Annotated in this window: 27 protein-coding genes; 16 read left to right on the top strand and 11 right to left on the bottom strand. The window is 61.0% G+C overall.

Annotated features, from left to right (window positions below; genetic code table 11):
- Positions 1-14: 14 nt before the first annotated feature.
- Both recQ and Q1A89_RS13390 read right to left on the bottom strand, forming a co-directional pair.
- Positions 15-2057, bottom strand: coding sequence for a DNA helicase RecQ (gene recQ, locus Q1A89_RS13395; protein WP_299728896.1), 2043 nt, complete (start codon positions 2055-2057; stop codon positions 15-17).
- Positions 2058-2140: 83 nt separating this feature from the next.
- Positions 2141-2428 carry a YggT family protein gene (locus Q1A89_RS13390; protein WP_299728893.1) on the bottom strand — a complete coding sequence of 96 codons (288 nt, stop codon included), beginning with the start codon at positions 2426-2428 and terminating at the stop codon, positions 2141-2143.
- A 124-nt stretch (positions 2429-2552) separates the two neighbouring features.
- Here Q1A89_RS13390 and Q1A89_RS13385 point away from each other — a divergent pair, with 124 nt between their 5' ends.
- The 8 genes from Q1A89_RS13385 to arfB all read left to right on the top strand — a co-directional run bounded on the left by Q1A89_RS13385 (position 2553) and on the right by arfB (position 8561).
- On the top strand, positions 2553-3122 hold the full coding sequence (locus Q1A89_RS13385) for an acyl-CoA thioesterase (RefSeq protein ID WP_299729187.1): 570 nt from the start codon (positions 2553-2555) through the stop codon (positions 3120-3122).
- 9 nt (positions 3123-3131) lie between these two features.
- On the top strand, positions 3132-3644 hold the full coding sequence (locus Q1A89_RS13380) for an AAA family ATPase (protein WP_299728890.1): 513 nt from the start codon (positions 3132-3134) through the stop codon (positions 3642-3644).
- Between the two features lie 75 nt (positions 3645-3719).
- Entirely contained in the window at positions 3720-5090 is a 1371-nt protein-coding gene (locus tag Q1A89_RS13375; protein ID WP_299728887.1) for an MFS transporter, read from the top strand.
- The gene (gene mepA / locus Q1A89_RS13370; RefSeq protein ID WP_299728884.1) at positions 5087-6028 is read left to right on the top strand and encodes a penicillin-insensitive murein endopeptidase; all 942 of its coding nucleotides are present in this window, start codon (positions 5087-5089) and stop codon (positions 6026-6028) included. Before Q1A89_RS13375 ends, mepA begins: the two co-directional genes overlap by 4 nt.
- Entirely contained in the window at positions 6001-6834 is an 834-nt protein-coding gene (locus tag Q1A89_RS13365) for an esterase-like activity of phytase family protein (RefSeq protein ID WP_299728881.1), read from the top strand. Before mepA ends, Q1A89_RS13365 begins: the two co-directional genes overlap by 28 nt.
- Positions 6835-6893: 59 nt before the next feature.
- Positions 6894-7523, top strand: coding sequence for a queuosine precursor transporter (locus tag Q1A89_RS13360; protein WP_299728878.1), 630 nt, complete (start codon positions 6894-6896; stop codon positions 7521-7523).
- Between the two features lie 199 nt (positions 7524-7722).
- Positions 7723-8118 (top strand): VOC family protein, encoded by a 396-nt coding sequence (locus Q1A89_RS13355; protein ID WP_366524491.1) that lies wholly within the window; start codon positions 7723-7725, stop codon positions 8116-8118.
- 20 nt (positions 8119-8138) lie between these two features.
- Positions 8139-8561, top strand: a complete 423-nt coding sequence (arfB, locus tag Q1A89_RS13350; RefSeq protein ID WP_299728875.1) for an alternative ribosome rescue aminoacyl-tRNA hydrolase ArfB — start codon at positions 8139-8141, stop codon at positions 8559-8561.
- Here the strand turns inward: arfB and Q1A89_RS13345 are convergent.
- Positions 8558-8737 carry a hypothetical protein gene (locus tag Q1A89_RS13345; protein WP_299728872.1) on the bottom strand — a complete coding sequence of 60 codons (180 nt, stop codon included), beginning with the start codon at positions 8735-8737 and terminating at the stop codon, positions 8558-8560. The genes arfB and Q1A89_RS13345 overlap by 4 nt on opposite strands.
- Positions 8738-8932: 195 nt before the next feature.
- On the opposite strand from Q1A89_RS13345, the gene Q1A89_RS13340 reads away from it, so the two are divergent.
- Positions 8933-9853, top strand: a complete 921-nt coding sequence (locus tag Q1A89_RS13340; RefSeq protein ID WP_299728869.1) for a DMT family transporter — start codon at positions 8933-8935, stop codon at positions 9851-9853.
- On the opposite strand, the gene Q1A89_RS13335 is transcribed toward Q1A89_RS13340, so the two are convergent.
- On the bottom strand, positions 9819-10577 hold the full coding sequence (locus Q1A89_RS13335; RefSeq protein ID WP_299728866.1) for a hypothetical protein: 759 nt from the start codon (positions 10575-10577) through the stop codon (positions 9819-9821). The genes Q1A89_RS13340 and Q1A89_RS13335 overlap by 35 nt on opposite strands.
- Before the next feature lie 119 nt (positions 10578-10696).
- The gene (gene pncB / locus Q1A89_RS13330) at positions 10697-11989 is read right to left on the bottom strand and encodes a nicotinate phosphoribosyltransferase (RefSeq protein ID WP_299729182.1); all 1293 of its coding nucleotides are present in this window, start codon (positions 11987-11989) and stop codon (positions 10697-10699) included.
- 170 nt (positions 11990-12159) lie between these two features.
- Here pncB and Q1A89_RS13325 point away from each other — a divergent pair, with 170 nt between their 5' ends.
- Entirely contained in the window at positions 12160-12783 is a 624-nt protein-coding gene (locus tag Q1A89_RS13325) for a hypothetical protein (protein WP_299728863.1), read from the top strand.
- On the opposite strand, the gene pncA is transcribed toward Q1A89_RS13325, so the two are convergent.
- The gene (pncA, locus tag Q1A89_RS13320; protein ID WP_299728861.1) at positions 12784-13380 is read right to left on the bottom strand and encodes a bifunctional nicotinamidase/pyrazinamidase; all 597 of its coding nucleotides are present in this window, start codon (positions 13378-13380) and stop codon (positions 12784-12786) included. It abuts the gene before it with no gap.
- 93 nt (positions 13381-13473) lie between these two features.
- Complete coding sequence (locus Q1A89_RS13315) at positions 13474-13731, bottom strand: hypothetical protein (RefSeq protein WP_299728859.1); 258 nt, start codon at positions 13729-13731, stop codon at positions 13474-13476.
- Positions 13732-13918: 187 nt separating this feature from the next.
- Here Q1A89_RS13315 and Q1A89_RS13310 point away from each other — a divergent pair, with 187 nt between their 5' ends.
- A complete protein-coding gene (locus Q1A89_RS13310) occupies positions 13919-14842 on the top strand; it encodes a rhodanese-related sulfurtransferase (RefSeq protein ID WP_299728857.1) in 924 nt (307 codons plus the stop codon).
- Positions 14843-15259: 417 nt separating this feature from the next.
- Here Q1A89_RS13310 and Q1A89_RS13305 read toward each other — a convergent pair whose 3' ends face one another.
- Entirely contained in the window at positions 15260-16474 is a 1215-nt protein-coding gene (locus tag Q1A89_RS13305; protein ID WP_299728854.1) for an MFS transporter, read from the bottom strand.
- A gap of 128 nt (positions 16475-16602) precedes the next feature.
- Between Q1A89_RS13305 and Q1A89_RS13300 the strand changes: the two genes are divergently transcribed.
- From Q1A89_RS13300 to Q1A89_RS13280, 5 genes are all read left to right on the top strand, one after another.
- Positions 16603-17439 carry a flagellar motor protein MotB gene (locus Q1A89_RS13300; RefSeq protein ID WP_299728851.1) on the top strand — a complete coding sequence of 279 codons (837 nt, stop codon included), beginning with the start codon at positions 16603-16605 and terminating at the stop codon, positions 17437-17439.
- A 107-nt stretch (positions 17440-17546) separates the two neighbouring features.
- Positions 17547-18848, top strand: coding sequence for a flagellar hook-basal body complex protein (locus Q1A89_RS13295; RefSeq protein WP_299728848.1), 1302 nt, complete (start codon positions 17547-17549; stop codon positions 18846-18848).
- A 45-nt stretch (positions 18849-18893) separates the two neighbouring features.
- Positions 18894-20348, top strand: a complete 1455-nt coding sequence (flgK, locus tag Q1A89_RS13290) for a flagellar hook-associated protein FlgK (protein ID WP_299728845.1) — start codon at positions 18894-18896, stop codon at positions 20346-20348.
- Between the two features lie 2 nt (positions 20349-20350).
- Positions 20351-21358 carry a flagellin gene (locus Q1A89_RS13285; protein ID WP_299728842.1) on the top strand — a complete coding sequence of 336 codons (1008 nt, stop codon included), beginning with the start codon at positions 20351-20353 and terminating at the stop codon, positions 21356-21358.
- Positions 21355-22455 (top strand): flagellar basal body P-ring protein FlgI, encoded by a 1101-nt coding sequence (locus tag Q1A89_RS13280; RefSeq protein ID WP_299728839.1) that lies wholly within the window; start codon positions 21355-21357, stop codon positions 22453-22455. Before Q1A89_RS13285 ends, Q1A89_RS13280 begins: the two co-directional genes overlap by 4 nt.
- A gap of 318 nt (positions 22456-22773) precedes the next feature.
- Here Q1A89_RS13280 and iolG read toward each other — a convergent pair whose 3' ends face one another.
- The 3 genes from iolG to Q1A89_RS13265 are packed head-to-tail and all read right to left on the bottom strand — an operon-like array spanning position 22774 to position 25436.
- Positions 22774-23766 (bottom strand): inositol 2-dehydrogenase, encoded by a 993-nt coding sequence (iolG, locus tag Q1A89_RS13275; protein WP_299728836.1) that lies wholly within the window; start codon positions 23764-23766, stop codon positions 22774-22776.
- 3 nt (positions 23767-23769) lie between these two features.
- The gene (locus Q1A89_RS13270) at positions 23770-24597 is read right to left on the bottom strand and encodes a class II fructose-bisphosphate aldolase (RefSeq protein WP_299728833.1); all 828 of its coding nucleotides are present in this window, start codon (positions 24595-24597) and stop codon (positions 23770-23772) included.
- Positions 24594-25436, bottom strand: coding sequence for a 5-deoxy-glucuronate isomerase (locus Q1A89_RS13265; protein WP_299728830.1), 843 nt, complete (start codon positions 25434-25436; stop codon positions 24594-24596). Before Q1A89_RS13265 ends, Q1A89_RS13270 begins: the two co-directional genes overlap by 4 nt.
- Positions 25437-25445: the final 9 nt, after the last annotated feature.

Below are 25445 nucleotides of genomic sequence, written 5' to 3'. Positions count from 1 at the left end.
TGATTGAGCCTGATCTAGCCCGCGTCGCGCAGCACGTCCAGAAAGGCCGGGCCAAATCGTTCCGCCTTGCGATCCCCAAGCAGCCGTTCCAGCGCGGCATCATCCCCGCCGCGCAGTTGCGCCACCTTGGCCAATTGCGTGGCCGAACAGCTCAGCGGCTTGTCCGTGCCGTCCGATCCGCGCGCCAATTCCGCCTGCACCGCCAACAACTGGTCATAGATCGCGCCCGCATCCTTGCCTGCCAGCCTGCGCCGGGTCGGGTGCAGGGCGGCGGCCTCGCCATTGATCACCTCAAGGAACGCATCCCCGAACTTGTCCAGTTTCTTGGCACCGACGCCGCTGATCTGCGCCATCTGATCCAGGTTGTTGGGCCGTTTCTCGGCCATTTCGATCAGCGTCCGGTCCGGGAAAATCACATAGGCCGGCACCCGCGCCGCCTCGGCCAGCCCGCGCCGCTTGGCCTTGAGCGCAGAGAGCAGCGGCGCGTTTTCCTCCGACACCATTTCCTTGACCGCCGGGCGACGCTCAACAGCGGCAGCGATGGTGTCCCGGCGCAGCGTGATCCGCGCCTCGTCCCGCAGGATCGGCAGGGCCGCGTCCGTCATGCGCAGCGCGCCATGCCGGTCCGGGTCCGGGCGCACCAGATCATGCCCCATCATCTGACGAAACACCGCCTGCCACTGACCCTTGGAATACTCCTTGCCCACCCCATAGGTCGGCAATCGGTCATGCCCGCGCTGTTTGATCTTGTCGGTTTTGGCCCCCAGCAGAATGTCGATCAGGTGGCCTGCGCCAAACCACTCATCCGTGCGCAGCATCGCCGACAGCGCCTTGCGCACCGCCGTTGTGCCGTCAAACACCTCGGCGGGCGCATCACACAGATCGCAGGTGCCGCAACTCACTTCGGTCTCACCGAAATAGCCCAGCAGCGTCTTGCGCCGACATTCCAGCGCCTCGGCCAGACCAAGCAGCGCGTTCAGACGCGCGTGATCGGCCATGCGCCGTTCGGGCGGTGCCAGCCCTTCGTCGATCTGGCTACGCCGTAGCTTGATGTCTTCGGGGCCGAACAGGGTCAGCGTTTCGGCAGGGGCCCCGTCGCGGCCCGCACGCCCGATCTCCTGGTAATAGGCCTCAATGCTTTTGGGCAGGTCCGCATGGGCCACCCAGCGGATGTCGGGCTTGTCCACGCCCATACCAAAGGCGACGGTGGCGGCGACGATCAGCCCGTCTTCCTGCTGGAACCGGCGCTCTGCGATGCGCCGGTCCTCGGCCTCCATGCCACCGTGATAGTGGATCGCGCTGTGCCCCGCCTCGCGCAGCGCATGGGCCAGCGTTTCGGTCTTGGCCCGCGTGCCGCAATAGACGATGCCCGACTGTCCCTTGCGCGCGGCGGCAAAGTTCAAAACCTGCGCCCGTGGCCCGTTCTTGGCGGCAAAGGCAAGGTGGATGTTGGGCCGGTCAAAGCCACGCAGAAAGCTGCGCGGCGCCACCCCATCAAACAGCTTTTGGATGATCTCGACTTGCGTTTCCGCATCTGCCGTCGCGGTAAAGGCGGCCAGCGGCACATCCAACGCGCGGCGCAATTCGCCGATCCGCAGGTAGTCGGGGCGGAAATCATGGCCCCATTGGCTCACGCAATGGGCCTCGTCCACGGCAATCAGATTCACGCCGATGCGGCGCAGCATGCCAATGGCCGACCCCGCGCCAAGGCGTTCGGGCGCCATGTAGAGCAGTTTCAACTCGCCCCGTTCCAGCGCCGTCCAGACTGCATCCGTCTCTTCAGGCGTGTTGCCGGAGGTCAGTGCGCCTGCGTTCACGCCCGCCTCCTGCAGCGCGCGCACCTGGTCGCGCATCAGGGCGATCAGCGGCGAAATCACCACCGTCACCCCATCGCGCATCAGCGCAGGCAATTGAAAACAAAGGGACTTACCGCCACCCGTCGGCATGATGGCCAGGGTGTTTTCACCCGCCACCACGGCGTCCACGATCTCTTCCTGACCGGGGCGGAAATCGTCAAACCCGAATACGTCCCGCAACAGCGTGGCAGCGCTGATCATGTCTCAAAACCCTGTCAATTTTTATGCAGTCTGCTCTTTGGGTACAGACTCACATTTTAACAGGCGGTGAACAAGACCTCAGATCAGCGTAAACCAAACACGGCGGGCAGAATGATCGAGCGCACTGCGATCAGCCCGACAAAGGCCACCAGCGGTGCCAGATCAAGCGGATGGGTGTCGGGCAGGATACGTCGGATCGGGCGATAGATCGGCTCCAGAAGCTTGTTCAGGCCCATCCAGATCTGCCCGACAATCGGCTGATGCAGGTTCAGCACCTGAAAGCTGATCAGCCAGCTCATGATGATGTGGACGATCATGATCATGTAGACCACGCCCAGGATCAGTTGAAGCAATTCGTATATGGCGAACATCGCGGCGTCCCTTTTCGATTTCACCAGACCTAGGGCGCAGCGCGATGCGGCGCAAGGTCACATCACCCCACCCATTGAAGTTTCGCCGCCCAAACGCATGTATGAAACAAAGGAGTTGGACGCGATGTTTCCTTTCATTCGACTTGTCAAAGACATGCTGATCGCCAGCCGCCAGCCAGCGCTGGGGTTGACGGATATGCACGTGTCCCGGCACCGGGTGTGGCCATGGGATCTGGATGGTATTCTCGAGCTGAACAATGGCCGCGCGCTGACACTCTATGATCTCGGCCGTCTCGGCATGGGCCTGCGCGCCGGGTTGATGGGGACGCTCAGGGCGCAGCGTTGGGGGCTGACCATGGCGGGTTCGTCGGTGCGCTATCGCCGTCGTCTGCATGCCTTTGAACGCTTCGAGATGCGCAGCCGCGCGGTGTGCTGGGATGACAAGTTCGTCTACATTGAACAGTCGATGTGGCAGACGAACGGGGAATGCGCCAGTCACGTTCTCTATCGCGCCGCCGTGACCGATCAGAACGGCATCGTGCCACCCGACCGTGTCCTGCGCGAGATGGGGCAGACGGCGACCTCGCCGGAAACACCCGACTGGATTGCCGCATGGATCAAGGCCGAGGCCCAGCGCCCATGGCCACCCATGCAGGACGAGGCCCCAGCGCCAATCCTGAAATCCGTCGCGTAACCCAACGGCATGACAGGCCGCTACCTCATCACCGGATGTTCGGGCGGCGGCAAATCCACGCTGCTCGATGCACTTGCTGCGCGCGGCTATGCTACCGTGTCCGAACCCGGTCGTCGTATCGTCGCCGAGGGGCGTGCGCTGCCCTGGGTCGATCCCGCTGGTTTTGCACGGCGCGCGGTCGAACTGTCCCGCGCCGATCTGGCAGCGACCAGAACTTCCCCCACCTTTTTCGACCGCGGGCTGATCGACGCCGCCGTGGCCCTCGCCCATCATGGCGGCCCAGCGCTGGACCAGACGCTCGGCGACACGCGGCACTATGACAAAGCGGTTTTCCTCGCCCCGCCCTGGCCCGAAATCTATCAACAGGACGCAGGCCGCCGCCACGACCTGAGCGCCGCGACCGAGGAATACACCCGCCTCGCCCACGCCCTCGACACCCTTGGCTATGACGCCATCCCACTGCCCAAAGCACCGGTGGCAGAGCGCGTTGCCTTTGTCCTCGCCCACCTGCCCCAAGGCTGAGCCGTCAAAGCTTTTCTTGCCACGCCGCCTGCAGCCTGCTTTTGTCCCTGCAACAAAAAGAATGTGGGGACGGGCATGGCCGAAATCAGTCTGAAAAAGCGTATCTGGGGCTGGTTCTTTTTCGACTGGGCCAGCCAGCCGTACCATACTGTCCTGCTGACCTTCATCTTTGGTCCGTTCTTTGTCTCGCTGGCCAGCGAGAACTTTCTGTCCCAGGGGGTGGAAACCGAACTGGCCAAGGCCAATGCGCAGGCGATGTGGTCGTTCACGCTGACCATCACCGGACTGATCATCGGCTTTGGCGCGCCGCTGCTCGGGGCGATGGCCGACACGGGCGGGCGGCGCATTCCGTGGATCATCGGGTTTTCCCTGATGCTGGTCGCGGGGGCCGGTGGGCTGTGGTTCACCGCACCGGATGGCGGCAACCTGATGTGGATGCTCATGGCCTTTGCCTTTGGCTTCATCGGGGCCGAATACGCGCTGATTTTCATCAATGCGCAGCTCCCCTCGCTTGGGACCGAAGAAGAGATCGGGCAAATCTCCGGCTCCGCCTTCAGCTTTGGCTATGCGGGCGGGGTGCTGTCGCTGTTCCTGATCCTGCTGCTCTTTGCCGAACAGCCCAACGGCAAAACGCTACTTGGGCTTGATCCGGGGTTTGGCCTGCTCGACGCGGAAACACGGCAGGGCACGCGGTTCACGGGGCCATTTGTGGCACTGTGGTTCATGATCTTCATGATCCCCTACTTCCTCTGGGTGCGCGAGGTGCGCCCGACCGGAACACGCACTTCTGTCGGGGCTGCACTCTCGCGCCTGTGGTCCACGGTGCGCGCGCTGCCAGCCAAACGCAGCCTGTTCGCCTATCTCGGATCGTCCATGCTCTATCGCGACGCGCTGAACGGGCTTTACAGCTTTGGCGGCACATTCGCGCTGCTGGTGCTGGATTTCAGCGTCGTGCAGGTGGGCGTATTCGGGATCATCGCGGCCATCGGGGCGTCAGTGTTCAGCTATCTCGGCGGGCACGCGGACAAACGCTTTGGCCCCAAACCGGTGGTCATCACCACCATCCTCGTCCTGATGGGGGTCTGCTTCATGCTGGTGAACCTGTCGCGCGACGCCATGTTCGGCATTCCACTGGCCGAGGGGTCAATGGCGCCGGACATCATCTTTTACATCTGTGGCGTGTTGATCGGTGGCATGGGCGGCGTCATGCAATCGGCCAGCCGCACGTTGATGGTGCGCCACTGCGATCCCGCCGCCCCAACCGAAAGCTTTGGGCTCTATGGGCTGACCGGGCGGGCCACCGCCTTTATCGCGCCGTTCCTGATCGGGGTGGCGACGGCGGTGACGGGCAGCACGCAATTGGGCGTTTCTCCGCTATTGGGTCTCTTCCTTTTGGGGCTGATCATGTTACGCTGGGTGCATCCTAAAGGTGAGCTTGCCCCATGATGCAAATCCGTAGGTCCACAGCCCTGATCGCTGGCTTTGTTGCCGCCCTCTTCATTGTCGCCTGCGCCAGCACCGCCGAGGTCGACATCGACGGCACAGTGCGGCCAGACGTTGACCCCGCCACCCTGCAAAACATCGCCAAGGGGCAATTCGGCGGCAAACGCCGCGCCTCCGTGCAGAACCCGGCACCCTTTGGCGGCTATGCCCGCGGATGTCTGGCCGGGGCGCAGCAACTGGCCGAAACAGGGCCGACATGGCAGGCCATGCGGCTCAGCCGCAACCGCAACTGGGGCCATCCCGAGCTTGTGGACTTTGTACAGAAACTCTCTCGCACCGCCGCACAGCAACCCGGCTGGAACGGCCTTTATGTGGGCGACATGAGCCAGCCGCGCGGCGGGCCAATGCTGACCGGGCATCGCAGCCACCAGATCGGGCTTGATGCCGACATCTGGATGCTGCCCGCCAGCAACCTCAACCTTTCGGTGACGGATCGCGAGAACATCAGCTCGATCTCGACCCGTCGGGCCAAGGGTGCCTTTACCAACTCAAGCTGGACCCGCGCTCATCACGAGATCATCAAGGCCGCTGCCAGCGACAAGCGCACGGCGCGGATTTTCGTCTTTCCCGGCGCCAAGGTGCAGATGTGCAAGGACGAAAAAGGCGACCGAGCGTGGCTGAACAAGGTGCGCCCCTGGTACGGGCATCACTATCATTTCCACGTGCGGCTAACCTGCCCCAAGGGCGCGAGGGGTTGCACAAATCAGGCCCCGCCCCCACCCGGAGACGGATGCGCGGATGCGCAGCAATGGGTGAACGACATCCTCAATCCGCCCCCGCCCAAGCCGCGCGATCCCAATGCACCGGCCGCCAAGCCACGCCGCGAATTGCGCGTCGGTGACCTGCCCCAACAATGCGCTGGCGTCTTAGCCTCGCGCTGATCGCCTCCGCCACTGCCTCACCGGCTGACCCCCTGACCCACCTGCGGAACATTCCGCTGACGGGTCTGGGCGGCATTTCGGCGATCGAGGTTGAGGCGGATGGCGCAGCGGCCCTCGTCCTGTCGGATCGGGGCACGGGGCACCGCTTTGCCATTTCGCGCAACGAGTCGTCAGGGCGGATCAGCGATATCCGTGCTATCCGCCTGCCTTTCCCCGACCGCGACACCGAAGGGCTGGCGATCAGCGGCGCGGATGTATTCATCAGCTACGAAGATCCCGGCAATATCTCGACGCTGAACGGTGACATCCTGCCCAGCCCGCGTGAATTCAACGCCCTGCCCCGAAACGGCGCGCTTGAGGCACTGGCCGCGACGCCAGATGGGGTGATCTACACGATCCCAGAAAACCCCCGCACCAGGGGCGGGCCTATCCCGATCTACCGCTTTGCTGGTGACAGGTGGAGCGTCGCCGCCGCCCTGCCCCGCGCGGAGGGGTTCCGACCCACAGGCGCGGATTTCGGGCCCGACGGCCTGCTCTATGTGCTGGAGCGCAGCTTTTCTCCGCTCGGCTTTCGTACCCGCATCCGGCGCATCGATCTGCAGGCAGACCCGCCGGTCGCAGAGACGTTGCTCAAAACCTCCCTCGGCACCCACGACAACCTCGAGGGGATCTCCGTCTGGCGCTCGAATAGCGGTGCGACCTGCCTGAGCATGGTGTCGGACAACAACTTTCTCTCCGTGCAGGCCAGCGAACTGATAGAATACGCCCTGACGGAAACGCTTGCGGGCGGGGCACGCTGCGACTAAGAGGCCCGAGTTCACCTTCGAACCAAGTCGCCGCTACCTTGCAAAAACGGGCATATATTATGACACGCGCACATCTTCCCGGCATCATCGCCATGGCCGCCATCGTGGTGGCCTCCAACATTCTCGTCCAATACCTGTTCGGCAACTGGCTGACATGGGGGGCGTTCACCTATCCGCTCGCCTTTCTGGTGACGGATATCATGAACCGGGTCTATGGCGCAGGTCCGGCGCGCACGGTGGTCTTTGCAGGCTTTGTCGTGGGGGTCATCTGCTCGCTCATCGGCACGCAGATCATGGGCGAATTTGGCCCGCTGGTCACGCTGCGCATCGCCATCGGCTCGGGCCTCGCGTTCCTCACCGCACAGCTGCTAGACGTTGGGATCTTTGCCGCCCTGCGCAAAGGGGTGTGGTGGAAGGCGCCGCTGGTCTCGACCCTGATCGGCAGCACCGTGGACACCGCCCTGTTCTTTACCATCGCCTTCTCGGCCAGCCTGACTTTTATCGAGCCTGCCAATGACGTGGCCTGGGCCGGTGAAATCCTGCCGATCCTCGGGGTTGGCCCGCTGGCTCCGCTCTGGGTGTCGCTGGCCATCGCCGACTGGGCGGTCAAACTGACGCTTGCGCTCATTGCTTTGGCACCATTTCGCGCGATCACGGCACGCATGGCCACACCTGCCGAAATTCGTTGACTTTTGACTCGGCTGTGCAAAGCTGGGGATGAGTTCAACAAATGTAAAGGAGGTGATCCAGTGTCAAGAAAGGTATTGGAGAGAGGTGTCGGAACAACTTGGGAGGTCGCCTGCTAGGGCAGCCCCGCGCGGTGAGGACCGCCAAGTTGGTCGGTTGACCTAACCGACACAACCTCCGAAACATTTCGAGAAGGGCCGCCTGAATGGGTGGCCCTTTTTCGATCAAGGAGACCACGAGATTTCTCCGCCACTCAGCAGCCTCGTTCTTTACACATCACGCATCGACGAGATGGCCGCGTTCTACACCCACCATTTCGGCTACGCAGTGCACATTGAAGAAGGGGACCGGATCGTCGAATTGCGTCCACCCGGCCCGGGCGTGACCCTGCTGTTGCGCCAGATGGGCAAGGGGCGCAAACAGGGCCAGACGCTGGTCAAACTGGTGTTCGCCATTCAGCATGTCGCCGCGTTTTGCGATATGGCACGTGCCAAAGGGCTTGAGTTCGGCCCCCTGCACACGGCAGATGGCTATGTGTTTGCCAACGCCAAGGATCCCGCCGGCAATTCGGTCAGCGTGTCCGGCAGACTAGCCTGAACTGAAGAACCCCGATTGCCATGCTGCGGATCAACGACACCATCACAATCGAAGACTGGGAATTGAGCGAGCAATTCGTGCGCGCCTCAGGCCCGGGTGGTCAGAACGTGAACAAGGTCGCCACGGCGGTCGAGTTGCGCTTTGAGGCGGCGCGCTCCCCGAACCTGCCCGGTCCGGTCAAGACCCGTCTCAAGCGGCTGGCAGGACGCCGCTGGACACAAGAGGGCGCGCTGATCATCCAATGTGATGAAACCCGCAGTCAGGCGCGCAATCGCGACATCGCACGCAAACGTCTGGCGGAACTGATCGAAAAAGCGTTGGTGGCGCCCAAGCGGCGCATTGCGACCCGGCCCACGCTGGGGTCCAAGAAACGCAGGCTCAAGGCCAAAAAGGTGCGCGGAGAGGTCAAGGCTATGCGCGGTCGCGTGAATCCGACGGATTAGGTCAGGGACAACAGATCGATCGAGGATCGGGTCGACGTGGCACCGCTGTGATCGGGTTTGATCCCGAAGATACCGAGGGGGGCCGCCTCGGATCGGGTGACCTCATCTGTCGTTGTGCCGCAACCGGCAACGCCCATCAGCGCAGCAAGCGTGGCGAAAGCAATGATACGTTTCACTTTTCTGTCCAATATGTCTGCTTCTTCATTATTGGTTCCAGTTTACCCCCCAAATGTGGCACAGATTGGGCAAATACACGCTATGCGGGTATCTTATTTCCTGACACCCCAAAAAGTTCCGATTTCCTGACGTGACATGGCGCGCAAAGCGCGTAACGTCGCCCTCAACCACCCTCAATCAGACCGAGTTCTCCCTTGCGCCCCACCGACCGCACTGGCCTGGCCATTTTTCTCAGCCTTGTGGCCCTGACCCTGTTTGACGCGATGGGGCTGGTGATCAAGCATTTGTCGGGGACCTACACGGCCGCCGAACTCTCCGCATGGCGCAATCTGTTCGGGATCATTCCGGGCGTTGTCGCGCTTGGCCTGTCGCGGCAATGGCACAAGGACGGGCGGCGATTGCGCATCCGCCAGTGGAAACTGGCGCTGGCGCGCGGCGGGATTGTCACCTTTGCCCAGCTTTTCTTCTATATCGCGCTGGGGCAGATGGCCTTTGCCACCGCTTCGACCATCACCTACGCCAATGCGCTGTTCATGACCGCACTCGCCGTGCCCCTGCTGGGGGAAAAGGTTGGATGGGTGCGCTGGGGCGCGGTTCTGATCGGCTTTGTCGGCGTTGTGCTGGTGATGCAACCGGGCTCCGACACGTTCACGCCCATTGCGCTGCTGCCGCTGGGCGCGGCGGCGTTTTACGCGCTGGTCGGGGTCACCGCGCGGATGATGGATGACGATGTGCCCAGCCCGCTGGTCAATCTCTATTCCTCCGTGGCCGCACTGGTCGGCGCCTTTCTGATCGCGATGTCCTTTGGCGGCTTCACTCCGATCCAAAGCGCCACCGATCTGGCATGGATCGTCGCAATGGGGGGCTTTGGCGGCACGGCGGTCCTCTTCCTCGTGGTCAGCTACCGCATGACCGAACAAAGCAACCTCGCCCCGTTCAGCTATTTCGGCATCCCGCTCGCCTTTGTGATGGGCTGGCTGTTCTTTGACGAAGCACCATGGGACGCGCTGTTTCCCGGCGCGCTGCTGATTGCCGCCGGGGGGCTGTTGATCATCTGGCGCGAAAGACAGCGGGGTAGGGTCAGCGCAACTCGCCCGACCGGGGCCGATGTGTGATCGGGCTTGCGGCGGCGAACACCGGCACGTTTGAGGCCACATAATCGCCCGAGACCGGCACAGGCGCATCCAGCAGCCCCAGTTGGGCGCGGGCGCCGTTGACGTCGCGGGCCAGTTGCGCCGTGGCGTTCAGGTGCCAACCCAACCCGACCTGACCGCGCGCACTGGCCGTCTGCATGTTGGACTGGGCGCGTTCAGCCTGCGCGGCGGTCAATGCCAGCGACTCGGCGATGCGGGTGCGGGTGCGATTGATGGCGGCCACTTCTTCGTCGTACTGGGCCTCGGACACGGCCCCGGCGATGCGACGCGCCTCAAGGTCGGCAAGGCGGGCATCCTGGGCTGCGATCATGTCCGGCAGGCCAACCTCAAGCGTGTCCATCTGGCCGTGCATGTCCTGAATGTTGTCGACAAGGGCAACCGCAGGGACCAGTTCGACCGAGCCGCTGTTGCGACCGCAAACGGGGCGCTTGCCCGGCGTCAGGATGGCAAGGCCGCAATCGACAAGCGCGCTGTTGAACGATCCGCGCACCTTGGAATCCAGCACCAGCTGATCGGCCATGTGGTTCAGCGCATCCGCCTGCACTTCGACCACGCTCATCGATGGCCCTTGGCGAAAGCTCAGCGGATCCTGCGCGGCACGGGTTGTAATCTCGTTGGCCGGACCGCACGCGCCCACCACAGCAACGACGGATAGCGACGAAAGGAGTATGGAAATTCGCTTCATTTTGCCTGCCTCAGATGTTTTTTTGTTTTGTTTACCGAGGGAGGTAAAAAGCAATTGTGACCACTTTGAGGCAAATGGCCCAGATTTCGCCACAATTGCCTTGTTTCAGAAAAGTGTGTTCAAACGACCACAGCCTGCGGGTCTTGCGCGCCAACCTTGAACACGCGTTTGTAGCGTTCGATTTCGGTCGCCGGGCCCATCGCCTTGTTGGGATTGTCCGACAGTTTGACGGTGGGCTGCCCGTTGGCCGACACGGCCTTGCACACCAATGAAAACGGCGCGAGACGGTCATCCTTGGTCAAGCCTTTGAAATCATTTGTCAACATCGTACCCCACCCAAAGGACACCCGGACCCGATCCACAAATTGGGCCTGCAGTTCAATGATCTTGTCCACATCCAACCCGTCTGAAAAAATCACCAACTTATCGCGCGGATCTTCGCCGCGCTGCTTCCACCAGTTGATCGCCGTTTCGGCCCCCGTGGCCGGGTCGCCGCTGTCGATGCGGATACCGGTCCAGCCCGCCAGCCAGTCCGGCGCGTTATCAAGGAAGCCCTTGGTGCCGTAGGTGTCGGGCAGAATGATGCGCAGGTTGCCGTCATGTTCGTCGTGCCAGTCGCTCAGCACCTCGTACGGGGCCTTGGCAAGGGCCGCATCATCCGTGGCCAGCGCGGAATAGACCATGGGCAACTCATGGGCATTGGTGCCGATGGCTTCCAGATCGCGGTTCTTGGCGATCAGGCAGTTCGACGTGCCTGCAAAGGCCCCCGCCAGCCCCTCGCCCATCGCCTGCACGCACCAGTCCTGCCACAGGAAACTGTGCCGCCGCCGCGTGCCGAAATCAGCCACCCGCAGATCATCCAGCTCGCGCAGCCGTTCGATCTTTTCCCACAGCTTGGTCATCGCGCGGGCATAAAGGACCTGCAATTCGAACCGGCCCATGCTGTTCAGCACCGCGCGGCCGCGCAGTTCCATCAGCACAGCCAGGGCGGGGATTTCCCACAGCATCACCTCGGGCCAGGACCCTTCAAAGGTCAGCTCGTACTGATCGCCACGGCGCTCCAGATGGTAGGGCGGCAGGCGCAGCGCCTCGAACCAGTCCATGAACTCGGGCGTGAACATTTGCCGCTTGCCGTAAAACGTGTTGCCGCGCATCCACGTGCTTTCGCCGCGGCTGAGGGACAGCGAGCGGATGTGATCCAGCTGCTCGCGCAACTCGCCCTCGTCGATCAGATGGGCCAGCGGCACATGGGTCGACCGGTTGATCAGGCTGAACCGGACCTGCGTGTCCGGCTTGTTGCGGAACACCGACTGGCACATGAGCAGCTTGTAGAAGTCCGTGTCGATCAGCGACCGCACGATGGGATCGATCTTCCACTTGTGGTTCCAGACGCGGGTGGCAATGTCGACCATGGGGGCACTTTCCAGATGCAGGCGCACCCGTTGTGCCAAGTCGCGCGCGCCGGGGCAAGGGCAGGCCCACCCATCGGCGAAACTTGCAAAAAAACCCGATTTGCGGCACCGTGGCCCTGCGTACATTGGTTCGCGTGTATTTTGACAAAACAATTTTGGACGAAATTCTCATGGCACAGGCACAACCCGACAATCCCCTCATCCCCATTCAGGACAAAGTTGTCCGGATTCACTCACGGCTCCTCGAATTCTTCCGCAACGTTCTGGTCAAGATGAAACCGATGATCGTGTCGTTGCAGGGGTTTCTGGTGAACGTCAAAAAGGCGGCCAAGGAGATTGCAAAGACAGTTGGCAAATCCGCCGTTGAAAGCGTCATCAAGATGGGCACCAGACTGGTTCAGGTGGTGGCCTCTGTCGAAAAGCTGGTCATCGAGGGGATCAAGTTCGCCTCCAAGATCCTCGCCGTGATCCGCAAGGCCGCCAAGGTACCGCAAAAGGCGTTCAAGGTGGTCAAGGCGATGGTCGCCCGTCTGGCCAAGATGTTCCGCACCATCCTGTCCAAAGTGATGGAGGTCATGGTTGTCATCAACCCGATTGAAATCGTGCTCAAGGTCATCGACACGATGAAGATGATGCTGCAGCTCGTGTTTGGCTGGATCACGCAGGTCGGATCCATCACCTCCGGCGTGAAAAAGGCCAAGTCGCTGATCAAGAAGTCCGTCAAAATGCTCAAGGCCGAGGCCAAGCAGGTGACCGAGATGGTCAAGGACGCCAACAAGCTCAAGCCCGCCTGATCAGGTCACGCTCACACCCGCGCCCGTCATCCCGTCCATCGCCGCCGCCAGCGATCCGTCCAGATCAATGGCGCGGCACAAATCGGTGCGCACGGTGACATCAAAGCCCAGCCTGGCCGCATCCACGGCGGAAAAGTTCACGCAGAAATCCGTGGCCAGCCCCACCAGCGTCAAGCTCTCGATGCCGCGCGTGCGCAGATAGCCCTCAAGCCCCGTGGGCGTCGTGTGATCATTCTCGAACAGTGCCGAATAGCTGTCGATGGCCGGACGGTACCCTTTGCGCACGATCATGTCGGCGCGGTCCACGTTCAAATCCTTATGAAAGGCCGCGCCATCTGTGCCCTGAATACAGTGATCCGGCCACAGCACCTGCGGCCCATAAGGCATGTCGATCATCTCGTAGGGGCTGGCCCCCGCATGACTGCTGGCAAAGGATGAATGCCCGCCCGGATGCCAGTCCTGCGTCAGGATCACCGCCTCGGCCTCATTCATCAGCGCATTGATGCCGGGCAAAATCACGTCCCCCTCTGGCACCGCCAGCGCGCCGCCGGGGCAAAAATCGTTCTGGACGTCGATCACGATCAGCGCATGGGTCATGTGGGGCTCCGTTTCAGACTGTTACCCCAGACTAGACCCGCTTTATGCCAAACGAAATGCCGATAACACGTCAGCTTCCGGATCAGCGGCCATTCACATCCCCAAAACGCAGAACGGACATACGGCGATGATGACCGCAACGCCCAAGACACCGCCCGCGACCTCGCCTGCGCTCGCAGTGCCGTCCTCGTTCATATCAAACACTTTCGTGCTTTTCGGCTCTGGTTCCGTCGACTCCGCTGGCAGCAGCGAAGGTGGGGGAACAATCTGGGTGTCATCCGGGGACGGCGCACAGGCGCCCAGGGGCAAGCCGATGGCCGCGAGAAGAAGTAGGGTTTTTGAATCAATCACTTATATATGCCTTCCTTGAATGATCCGACGATCACAGGTCCGGCAAAGTAAACATAGTCTGGAATACCCGTCCTTTGCGGCAGACGGCGGCGGGTCGCGCCATCCACTGTGCAAACAGGCGGGGTCCGGGATCGGGGCGCACGGCCAAGGCTTGCAGGACAGTGCCCGCAGGCGTATCTGAGCGCGCATGTTCACCATCGCCGCCCTCTATCACTTCACGCGCTTTTCCGATCCAGCCGCGCTGAAACCGCCGCTGCTTGCGTTGTGTCAGGCGCAGGACGTGACCGGCTCGCTCTTGCTGGCACCTGAGGGGATCAACGGCACCATCGCTGGCCCGCGCGCCGGCATCGACGCCGTGCTCGCCCATATCCGCGCCCTGCCCGGATGCGCCGCACTTGAACATAAGGAAAGCCACAGCCCCACGCCGCCCTTCGGCAAGATGAAGGTGCGGCTCAAGCGCGAGATCGTCACCATGGGTCAGCCGGACGTGGACCCGGTCGCGCGCACCGGCCACTATGTCGAGGCCGCCGACTGGAACGATCTGATCACCCAGCCGGACGTCGCCGTGATCGACACCCGCAACGACTACGAGGTCGCCATCGGCACTTTTGACGGCGCGGTGGACCCCAAAACCGCCAGTTTCGGTGAGTTCCCCGCATGGTGGGAGGCCAACAAGCACCAGTTTCACAACAAGAAAATCGCGATGTTCTGCACCGGCGGCATTCGCTGCGAAAAATCCACCAACTACCTTCTCGGCCAGGGGGTCGAGGACGTCTATCACCTCAAGGGCGGCATCCTGAAATACCTTGAGGAGGTGCCCCAGGACGACAGCACATGGCAGGGCGAGTGCTTTGTCTTTGACGGGCGTGTCAGCGTTGGGCACGGCCTCGAAATCGGCCCGCACCTGCTCTGCCACGCCTGCCGTCGCCCGGTGCTGCCCGAGGATCGAGACCGCCCCGAATATGAACAGGGCGTGGCCTGCCATCACTGCGCGCATGAAACCTCGGACGATGACAAGGCCCGGTTCCGCGAACGGCAAAAACAGGTCGCCTTGGCCAAGGCGCGCGGGACGGATCACCTCACGGGCAAGATGGTGCCCGACAAAGGCTGAGAACACGCCGGTCCAGCGCCGTTCCGCGGGGGGCCGCTCCGACCTCTCTGCACATTGATTTATGGTGATCGTTCGCCTTTGCGGACCTGATATCGCGACATCATCGACATAGCGGCCGCCCCGGTGGGCGGGCAGCCGCTGGCCCGGCGGCCTTGCGGCCTTGATTCCGGTCCGATTGCTTAACCCGTAAGGAGGAGGTGTCCTCCGCCCACCCGGCATTAACCCTTCCTCAACACTCAGCACCGTGCGCCGCGTTAACCCGCCCATTTAGCCAAATCGTATGCCAAACGGTGCACAGGGTGTGCACGCCCTGTGCACGGGTTGTGACTCGCGCAAACCCCTTGTTTTCCTGGCCTTAACGATTTGATTCGCGCAAATGCATTGATGCGCCAACCACCCGTTGCGCGCACGCTGCTCTCAGGCCGGTTGCAGCACCCGGCGCGGACGGCTCCGGCTCAGCAGCCAGACCATGATCGCGATGTTCATCCCGTTCCACGCAATGCCGTTCCAGAACGCCGCCTGATAGCTGCCGGTCACGTCATAGATCCACCCCGACATCCACCCGCCCAGCGCCATGCCCATGATGGTCGCCATCAGAACGAAACCGACCCGCGCCCCGGCTTCGCGGGCAGGCATGTATTCCCGCACGATCAACGCATAGCTCGGCACGATCCCACCCTGGCTGAGACCAAAGATCAGGCTGACCACATAGAGCGATATCAGCGCGTCTGACGGCAGGTAGAGCACCAGCGCAAACGCCTGCAGAACCGAGCCCAGCAGCAGCGTGCGCACCCCGCCCAGACGGTCCGCCAGCAGCCCCGACACAAGGCGCGAGCCGACACCGCCCAGCAGCATCAGCGACAGCATCTCCGCCCCCACCGCAGGTCCATAGCCAAGGTCGACACAGTAACTCACAATATGGACCTGCGGCATCGACATCGCCACGCAACACCCCACCCCCGCAAGGCCCAGCAACCACGCCAGTGCGCGCGGCGACAGACCCGAGGAATGGGCATTCGCGACCGAGGCCGCCTCGGCCACTTCATGTGCACTTTCAGGCACTTGGCGGCGCAGCGCAAAGGCGAGCGGGATCACGATGACAAGGGTTGCAATGGCCAGCACCGCATAGGCCGTGCGCCAGCCGCTTTCGGCCAGAATGCCTGCCAGCAGGATCGGCCATATCGCGCCGGACAGGTAGTTGCCGCTGGCCACAATCGCGACCGCAATCCCGCGCCGCTTCATGAACCAATGCGAGATATCCGCGATCAGCGGACCAAAGCCTACAGAGGTGCCAAATCCGACGATCAGCTGCGCCATCGACAGGGCAAGGATCGACCCGCTCGCCATCGCCAACCCGTACCCGGCAGCGATGCCAAAGGCGCAGAGAAGCAGCACCCGCGTGACCCCCCAGACATCGACCGCGCGCCCGACGGCAAAGTTGCCCACCGCAAAGCCGATCATCGTCAGGGTATAGGGCAGGCTGGCCTCGGCGCGGCTCACGCCGAACTCGGCTTCGACCGCAGGCATGATCACGATGATCGCCCACATGCCGACATTGGCAACCATAGCGATCCCAAGGGTCAGCCCCAGCCGAAGCCAGGAATAGGCACTGTCATGCGCGGTTGAGGTCATGCGCTCATCTGCGCGCGTTCCCGCAGCCAGCGCAAGGGGCAAGCGTAAATCCTGAAAATTGTATCTGTTAAGGGTGATGAAACGCCCGGCGGGTATACCCTTCTGCGGGTGACCAAGAGGTGTGGGATATGAGCGTGCAAGCCAATGCGCGGCCAATCATTATCAAGCGGAAAAAGGTCGTGGGCGGCGGTGGCCACCACGGCGGAGCTTGGAAAGTGGCCTATGCGGATTTCGTAACCGCGATGATGGCATTCTTCATGTTGATGTGGCTGCTGAATGCAACGACAGAACAACAGCGCAAGGGTCTGTCTGACTACTTTTCGCCGTCGATTCCGATCAGCCGGACGTCTGGCGGCGGTGACGGCAATTTTGGCGGCAGCTCGGTGTTTTCCGAAGAAACCTTGCCGCAAAACGGCATCGGGGCCTCGGCTCAGCACACCACAGAATCCCAGCAGGCCCGCGGCGAATCCGGCATGTCGGACGAAGGCGCCGGTGCAGCACAGGACGAAGTGTTTGAATCGCTTGAGGCTTTGCTGGTCGGTCATGGCGGCGAATCCACAGTGATGGAAAACGAACTGCGCCACATCAACACGAGGCTGACCGACGAAGGGTTGGTGATCGAAGTATTCGCCACCGAAGATGCGCGTTTGTTCCATCCGGGCACCAACACGCCAACAGCGCTGTTGCGCAGCCTCGCCGGTCTGATTGCCGACACGTCCCGGACAGTGTCCAACGGCATCGCAGTCGAGGGACATGTGGCCGCGGAACCGATTGTTCTGGCGAACAATCTCACGTGGGATCGCTCTGCAGAACAGGCCAGTATCATGCGCGTGATGCTCGAAGAGTCCGGCGTCTCATCGGCCCGCATCAAACGCGTCACGGGCCATGCTGATCGCCAACCCGCGGCAGAGCGGAATCCAATGGCTATCCGCAACAACCGGCTTGAGATCATTTTGCTGAGATAGTGGCAAACGCAAGGCGAATAGATTGAATTGTATCTGTTAGCCTGACGTTAAGTGACGTTCCCTATCTGTGAGTCAACTCAGGTTGATACAGCAGAAAGGCGTGTCTCATGACCATCTCTTCGTCGCTTAACGCAGGTGTTGCGGGCCTCCAATCGAACGCAACGCGACTTGCGTCCATTTCGGACAACATCGCGAACTCGTCCACGTTTGGCTATAAACGGGTGCAGACCGATTTCCATTCACTGGTGATCTCGTCCAACGGCGGCACCTATTCCGCCGGTGGCGTGCGGGCCACAACCTCGCGCCTGATCGATCAGAGCGGATCGCTGGTTTCGACTTCCAATGCAACAGACCTTGCCGTGCGCGGTCGCGGCATGCTGCCCGTCGCAAAGGAAAGCGAAATTGGAGTCTCCAATGGCGACCCGCTGATGCATTTGACGACAACCGGGTCCTTCCGCACCGATGCCGAAGGGTTCCTGCGGTCCGATTCCGGTCTTGTGCTCCTTGGCTGGCCCGCCCTTCCGGACGGTACGGTTCCGACCTTCCCGCGCGATACGTCCGACGGGCTCGAGCCTGTGCAGATCAACGTCAACCAGTTCTCGGGTGAGCCCACGACAAAACTGGCGCTGGGTGTGAACCTGCCTGCGACGGATACCGATGCAGGGTCCGCCGGTGAGATCCAGTATCTATCAGTCGAATATTTCGACAACCTCGGCACATCCGAAAACATCAATATCAGCTTTACCCCCACCGTCCCCGCGACAGGGTCCTCGAACGAGTGGACCATCCAGATGACGGATTCGGCGCTGAACAACGCCGTCGTCGGGGAGTACGTGCTGACATTCGACAACAGCCGTACTTCCGGCGGCACCTTGGCAAGCGTCGCGACGGTGAGTGGCGGCGCCTATGATCCTGTCACCGGCAACCTGATCATCGCAGCCGAAGGGGGGCCGCTGGAAATCAACATCGGCACGCTTGGGGACAATGACGGAATCACGCAGTTGTCTGACAGCTTTGCCCCCGTCTCCATTTCCAAGGACGGATCACCCGTCGGCAACATGACCAATGTCGAAGTGGACGCGAATGGCTTTGTGACGGCGTTCTTTGACACCGGCATCAACCGCACGATCTACCAGATTCCCCTCGTCGACCTGCCGAACCCCAACGGCATGGTGGCGCTGGACCAGCAAACATACCTACCCTCCCCGGAAAGCGGCAGCTTCTTTCTTTGGGACGCGGGTGATGGCCCGACTGGCGACATCGTGTCTTACGCACGTGAGGAATCCGCGGTTGATGTGGCGGGCGAACTGACGGCGATGATCCAGACCCAGCGCGCGTATTCGTCCAATGCCAAGGTCATTCAGACCGTCGACGAAATGTTGCAGGAAACCACCAATATCAAACGATAAACCTGACCCGGGCCAAGGCCCGGGCCTCCGTCGAAAGGCCGGCACATGACCATATCAAGCGCTCTCAATTCTGCCATGTCCGGCCTGCATGCCGCCAGTCGCGCTTCAGGGCTGGTGTCGAGCAACATCGCAAATGCTTTGACCCCGGGCTATGCGCGCAGGACGCTTTCGATCAGTTCTGCATCCATCGGCAACACCGGCGGCGTTCAGATCAATGGCATAAACCGCCAGATCGACCTTCAGGTCATCGCGGACCGTCGCCTCGCCGGGTCCGAGTTCGGGTATCGTGCAGCAACCTCTGACTACCTGAACCGTATCGAGAATCTGATCGGCACCCCGGACCAACTGGATTCACTTTCCGGTCGCCTCGCCAGTTTTGAAAACAACCTTATTCTGGCGAGCAGCAGACCCGACGCAACTGAACGTCTGGATAGTGCCGCACTTGGCGCGCGTGACCTCGCGCGGTCGATCAATTCGATCGCCGATGGCATCCAGTCGGCCCGGACCAATGCTGACCGTAGCATTGCTGATCAGGTCACACGGCTCAATGATGCGTTGCAGGGTGTGCAAAAACTCAACGCACGCATCACCGCAGCCAGCGGCCGTCAGAACGACACATCAGGTCTGCAGGATCAGCGGCAGGTTCTGATCGACCAGATCAGCGAAATGGTTCCCGTTCGGATGTTGGACCGCGATCATGGGGCGGTGGCGCTGTATTCAACTGGCGGTGCAATCTTGCTGGACGGGCGGGCCGCCGAAATCGGGTTTGAACCGTCAAATGTCGTCACGCCGTTCATGTCGATCACCGACGGCACGCTCTCGGGTTTGACCATCAACGGATACGCGGTCAACACGACCTCCACCACGGGTCGCTTGCATGGCGGCACTCTCGGCGCGCAATTCGAGATTCGCGACGAACTGGCACCGCAAGCACAGGTGCAGATCGATGCGGTGGCCCGCGACATGATCGAGCGGTTCGAATCCAGCGCGGTTGATCCGACCCTTGCGGTCGGACAGGCGGGCCTTTTCACAGATTCCGGGGCAGCTCTGGATCCCGCATTCGAGCTTGGCCTCGCAAACCGAATTGCGCTGAATGAATTGGTGGATCCCGCGCAAGGCGGTCAGACGTGGCGTATGCGCGATGGGCTGGGCGCTGTTGCACCCGGCCTATCCGGCGACGCCACACTCTTGAACGCCCTGTCAGAAGCACTGACCGACGCACGCATAACGTCGTCCGGTTCGTTTGGGTCCGCCGCACTTTCGGCAACTGGCGTCATGGCCGGATTTGCATCGCAAATCGGGGCAACGAGACTGAGAGAAGACCAACAGCTGAGTTTTGCCTCTGCCCAGTTTTATGAACTGACCGAACTGGAACTGGCCAATGGTGTAGACACCGATGTCGAACTGCAGAACCTGATGGTCATCGAGCAGGCCTATGCGGCGAACGCACGCGTCATTGAAACCGTCGACCAAATGTTCGACGAACTTCTGAGGATCTGAGGATGAACAGCTTTTCTCTTGGCGATCTCGCACAAACCTTCATGCTTCAAAGACGCGGCGCGGCTCTGAAAGCTGATTTGGGCCGCATTACAGAAGAGCTGTCCACGGGTCAGGTCAGTGACGTGAAATCTGTCCTGGCAGGAAATACCAGCTATCTCTCCGACCTCGAAAGCGATTTGCAAACGCTGGCTGGTTATCGCGTTGCGACGGTGGAAGCCGGGCAATTTGCCGACGCAACGCAATCGGCGCTCGAGCGTGTGAATGCAAGTGTCGAAAGCCTGAGCGCCAAATACCTTGCAATGTCCCCCCACGCCAACGGCCCGGTTCTGGATCAATTCACGGCCGAGGCAGAGGCGGAGTTGGCGACGATTGTCGATGCTCTGAACACGTCGTCTGGCGGGCGCAGTCTTTTTTCGGGACGGGCCACGGATCAACCGGCATTGCAGGGGATGGAAACCCTGCTCGCCGAATTGCGCGCTGCGACCGTGGGCGCGACAAGCACTACAGATCTAAAACTGGCTGCTGAAACCTGGTTCAACGATCCCAGCGGTTTCGCCGCACTTGTCTACAACGGTACGGACGAAACACTGGCCCCTTTTCGATTGGGAGGCGACGAAACCGTCGGACTGAACCTGACGGCGAACAGCCAGGCACTTCGCGATGTTCTGATGCATGTGTCCATTGCCGCGATCAGCGGCGACATCAGTTACGGCCTCAGTTCGGACAATAGGCAGGCCTTGTTGCAGGAAACCGGGCAGACCTTGTTTCAGGCGCAATCCGCACTGACGTCGACACGCGCATCCGTTGGGTCATCCCAAGCCCAAATCGAAGTCGTTGCGGCACGAAATTCTGCTGAGGAGTTTTCGCTCCTGAGTGCAAAAAGCGCGTTGCTTCAGGTCGATCCATATGAAGCTGCAACAGAATTGGAGGCCGTTCAATTTCAACTGCAAAGCCTGTACACCATCACCGCGCGCATGTCCGACATGTCATTTGTGAACTACATCCGATGAGGTGGTTGATTGTCATTTCTCTGATCGCAATCTGGATCCAGGCAGCGGTCGCTGGACCGGTTCGGATCAAGGATCTGGTCGAGTTCGACGGCGTGCGTGGCAACGATCTGGTTGGATATGGTCTTGTCGTTGGTCTGGACGGAACCGGGGACGGCTTGCGCAACGCGCCCTTCACCGAAGACATCATGACCAATATCCTGGAACGGCTTGGAGTGAATGTGACCGGCGAACAGTTCCGCCCCAAGAACGTCGCCGCGGTGTTTGTCACCGCGACTCTGCCACAGTTTGCGCGCAGCGGATCGCAGATTGATGTGACCGTTTCTGCGATCGGTGATGCCAAAAGCCTTTTGGGTGGGACGTTGATAATGACCCCAATGAATGCGGCTGACGGCCAAATCTACGCTGTTGCGCAGGGCACCATTATTGCTGGCGGGGCCGTCGCAGAAGGTGACGGAGCGCGGGTCACACAGGGTGTGCCAACGGCCGGCGTGATTCCTTCGGGTGCTCGGGTAGAGCGCGAAATCGATTTCGAACTCAGCAGCTTGACGGATGTACGCCTCGCGTTGCGCAATGCCGATTTTACAACAGCGACACGTATTGAAGAGGCGATCAATGCCGATTTTGGCCGCCCCATCGCAACGATGCTCGATTCTGGCACTGTCAGCATGAATGTCGCGGCATCGCGCATGCGTTCTGTTGCCCATGCCATCGGAAGGGTCGAGAACATCACGGTTGAACCGGAACGCAAAGCCAGAGTGGTGGTCGATCAAAGATCCGGAACCATTGTGATGGGCGATGACGTACGCATTTCGCGCGTCGCTGTCTCGCAGGGCAACCTGACCTTGCGCATTCAGGAACAGCCATTGGCCGTGCAACCCAATCCGTTTTCGGAAGGCGCAACCGTTGTCGTACCGCGCACGACCGCAGACATTCAGGATGATGAAGGGATCGGGCTTGCTGAGATTCCCGAAGGCGCATCCCTGTCCGAAGTCATTGCGGGCTTGAACGCCTTGGGAGTGGCCCCTCGCGACATGATCGACATTCTGAAGAGCATCAAGGCGGCGGGTGCGCTGCATGCCGAATTCGTAGTGCGCTAGTTTGATCGCGGTTCGACAGTCTCAAGACAGGTATGTAGACATATGAAACGCACGAAGGCGAGTGCTGGCATCTGGAACTGCACATCTTGCCATTCGCCTGAAAGAAGCTGGTTCGAGAACGGCGTATCCCGATTCTTTTAGCGGCGATTTGTGATCCGGAGGCCAGTGGTTGTCCGTGGATCCTCCTTTCCTGAAATGTAGCAATATCAGGCGCGTGTTCCATGTTTTTCGGTGGAGGATGAAACCATGTTCGTCTCACCGTCTCGCACACCGAACGAGAGGCTAAAAAAACCGGCTACTAGACCGTCGACATTGCCATCAAAGGGACAAGGTTCTGATCTTCCCGTCTCGCGCGCAGGCGTCTGCGGCGTCCGCCAGAATTTGTGCCTTCAGACCGTCCATGCCTGATGGAGTCATTTGCTTGCCATTCGCGATCACGTCAACGAAATGCTGCATCTCTGCCCGATAGGCCGCAGCATAGCGCTCCAGAAAAAAGGGTTGTGTTGCCGCCTTGCGAAAGCCGCGCTCATTTGACACTTCGACCGTGTTTTCCAGAACATTGTCTGCGCGCAACATCCCTTTGCTGCCGTGCACTTCGATCCGCTGGTCATAGCCATAAGTGGCCCGCCGCGAGTTGGAAATCTGGCAGATACGCCCTTTTGCAGTTTTCAAGGTAACGGCAGCCGTATCAAAATCGCCTGCCTCGCCAATCTCCGGATCCACGAGGCACGATCCTGCGGCCGAGATCTCAACCGGATCTTCGCCCAACAAAAAGCGGGCCATGTCCAGATCGTGGATCATCATGTCACGGAAGATCCCGCCCGACGTCTTGATGTAGCCGATCGGCGGCGGTGACGGATCGCGCGACAGGATAGTGACGATTTCGACATTGCCGATCACTTGATCCGCAATCTGTTTTTGCAGAAGTGCAAAGCTGGGATCGAAGCGGCGGTTGAAAGCCGTCATGAATGGCACGCCCGCTTTTTCGACCACGGCAAGGCATTCTCGGATGCGCTCGACCGACAGGTCCACCGGCTTTTCGCAAAATATTGCTTTGCCCGCCGCCGCTGCCTGATGAATCAGATCGTAATGGGTCGTGGTCGGCGTGCCGATGATGACGGCGTCAATTGACGGGTCTGCGATGATCTCTTCGGTGCTCATCGCCTTGGCGTCGATTTTTGTGGCCAGCGCCTCGGCGGCTTCGGGCAGGAAATCCGATACCGCCACTGCTTGTGCTTCGCTCATGACGGCGAGTGTCGCGCTGTGAACCTGACCGATCCGTCCGCTGCCCAGAATTCCGATGTTCAGCATGCTCTATCCTTTCAAGGCCGCCAGCACGCGGCGTGTTGCCACAACCATCGGATCATGCGTTTCTTTCAGGATCTCCACCCGGTCAAAACGCGCGGGGTCGGCATTCACCGCCGCGCGCATGGCGGCGCCAAAAGCCATACGTAATTCCGTCCCGATGTTGAACTTGCAGATGTTGGAGGCGCGGGCGAGCGATGTGCGCTGCGCCACCGGCACGCCAGAGCCGCCGTGGATCACCAACGGCACACCAGTCACGGCCTGAATGGCAGTGATGCGCGCCTCATCCAGACCGCCCTCTTGATCTTGCTGCAAGTGGACATTCCCACACGAGATTGCCATGGCATCTACGCCAGTCTCTTCCGCGAACAGCGCGGCCTCGTCCGGGTCCGTGCCTGCCGAATTCTCGCCATTTGCATAGCCGACAAAACCGATCTCACCTTCGCAGGAAACACCCGCAGCGTGCGCCATTTCGACGATGGCCCGGGTTTCGGCAACGTTGTCCTTGAGCGGTTTGCGCGATCCGTCGAACATCAGTGAAGTGAAACCACAATCAAGCGCCTCGGCGCATTCATCATAGGTATAGCCGTGATCCAGATGGGCCACGACCGGTACAGATGCGCCCTCTGCCAGGTGCCGGAACATCTTGCCCAGGATCGGCAGCGGCGTATGCGCGCGACATCCGGGCCCGGCCTGCAGAATGAGGGGGCAGTTTTCAGCCTCGGCTGCCGCAACAAAGGCGCGCATGTCTTCCCAGCCGAGCGTCACCACACCCGCCACTGCATAGCCGTCCTGAAGGGCGGGTTGCAGCACCTCTGACAGGGTCGCAAGTGTCATTTGAACTTGGCAATCATGTCTTTGATGCCCGGGATCGTTTCGATCTGGTAGGCATGTGAGGGTTGAAAGTATTGCACGAGTGATCGCTGAGACAAGCCGCCCAGAATGGTGAAATAGTACATCTGGTAGCCAGGCAGCACGCAGCAGGGGTGGTATCCGTTGTCGAGGCAAATGGTTGAACCGTCGACGAGGTGATAGGCATCCCCCGGCTTGCCATCTTCGCGCTGCAGCATTTGCACGCCCGATCCGTGCTTGGGCTTGAAGCGGAAATTGTAGGTCTCGTCGTGGCGCGTTTCGATGGGCAGACGGTCGGTGTCATGCTTGTGCGAGGGAAAGCCGGACCAACCGCCCTCGCCCACGGTGAACAGTTCAGACACCAGAAGACGGCCCACTTTGTCGTGGTATTTGGTGCCGAGGATGTGCTTGATCTTGCGGTGCGTTTTCGTCTCGTCCGAGCCGTATTGCACCATGTCCAACTCGTCATTGCGCACTGCAAAGGCCTCGAGCACCTCGTCATAGCGCGCCCCGGCGACAAAGATTTCGGCCTCGTCAGAGATACACACCATCTCGGCCTTGGCCGCGGTGGGCACATAGACCCCCTCGGGTTCGCCGTCCCAGACATCTTCGACGCGACCGCCCACGGCGTCGGCCTTGAACCCTTCGACATTCACATCGACCGTGCCGGTGGCAGGCACGATGCAGGTCTCGTAGCCGGGCGTGGCATATTCGAACGCCTCGCCTTTCTTGAGCTTCACGACGTTGAAGTAGTTCAGCGGAACCGTGCTGTCATCGAGGTCGACGATCGGTTTGTTCTGGTTGTCGAAGGGCGCGATATGCATGGACGGGTT

This window comes from uncultured Tateyamaria sp. (genome assembly GCF_947503045.1).
Taxonomy (GTDB): Bacteria; Pseudomonadota; Alphaproteobacteria; order Rhodobacterales; family Rhodobacteraceae; genus Tateyamaria.
This window is presented reverse-complemented; position numbering and strand designations above follow the sequence as displayed.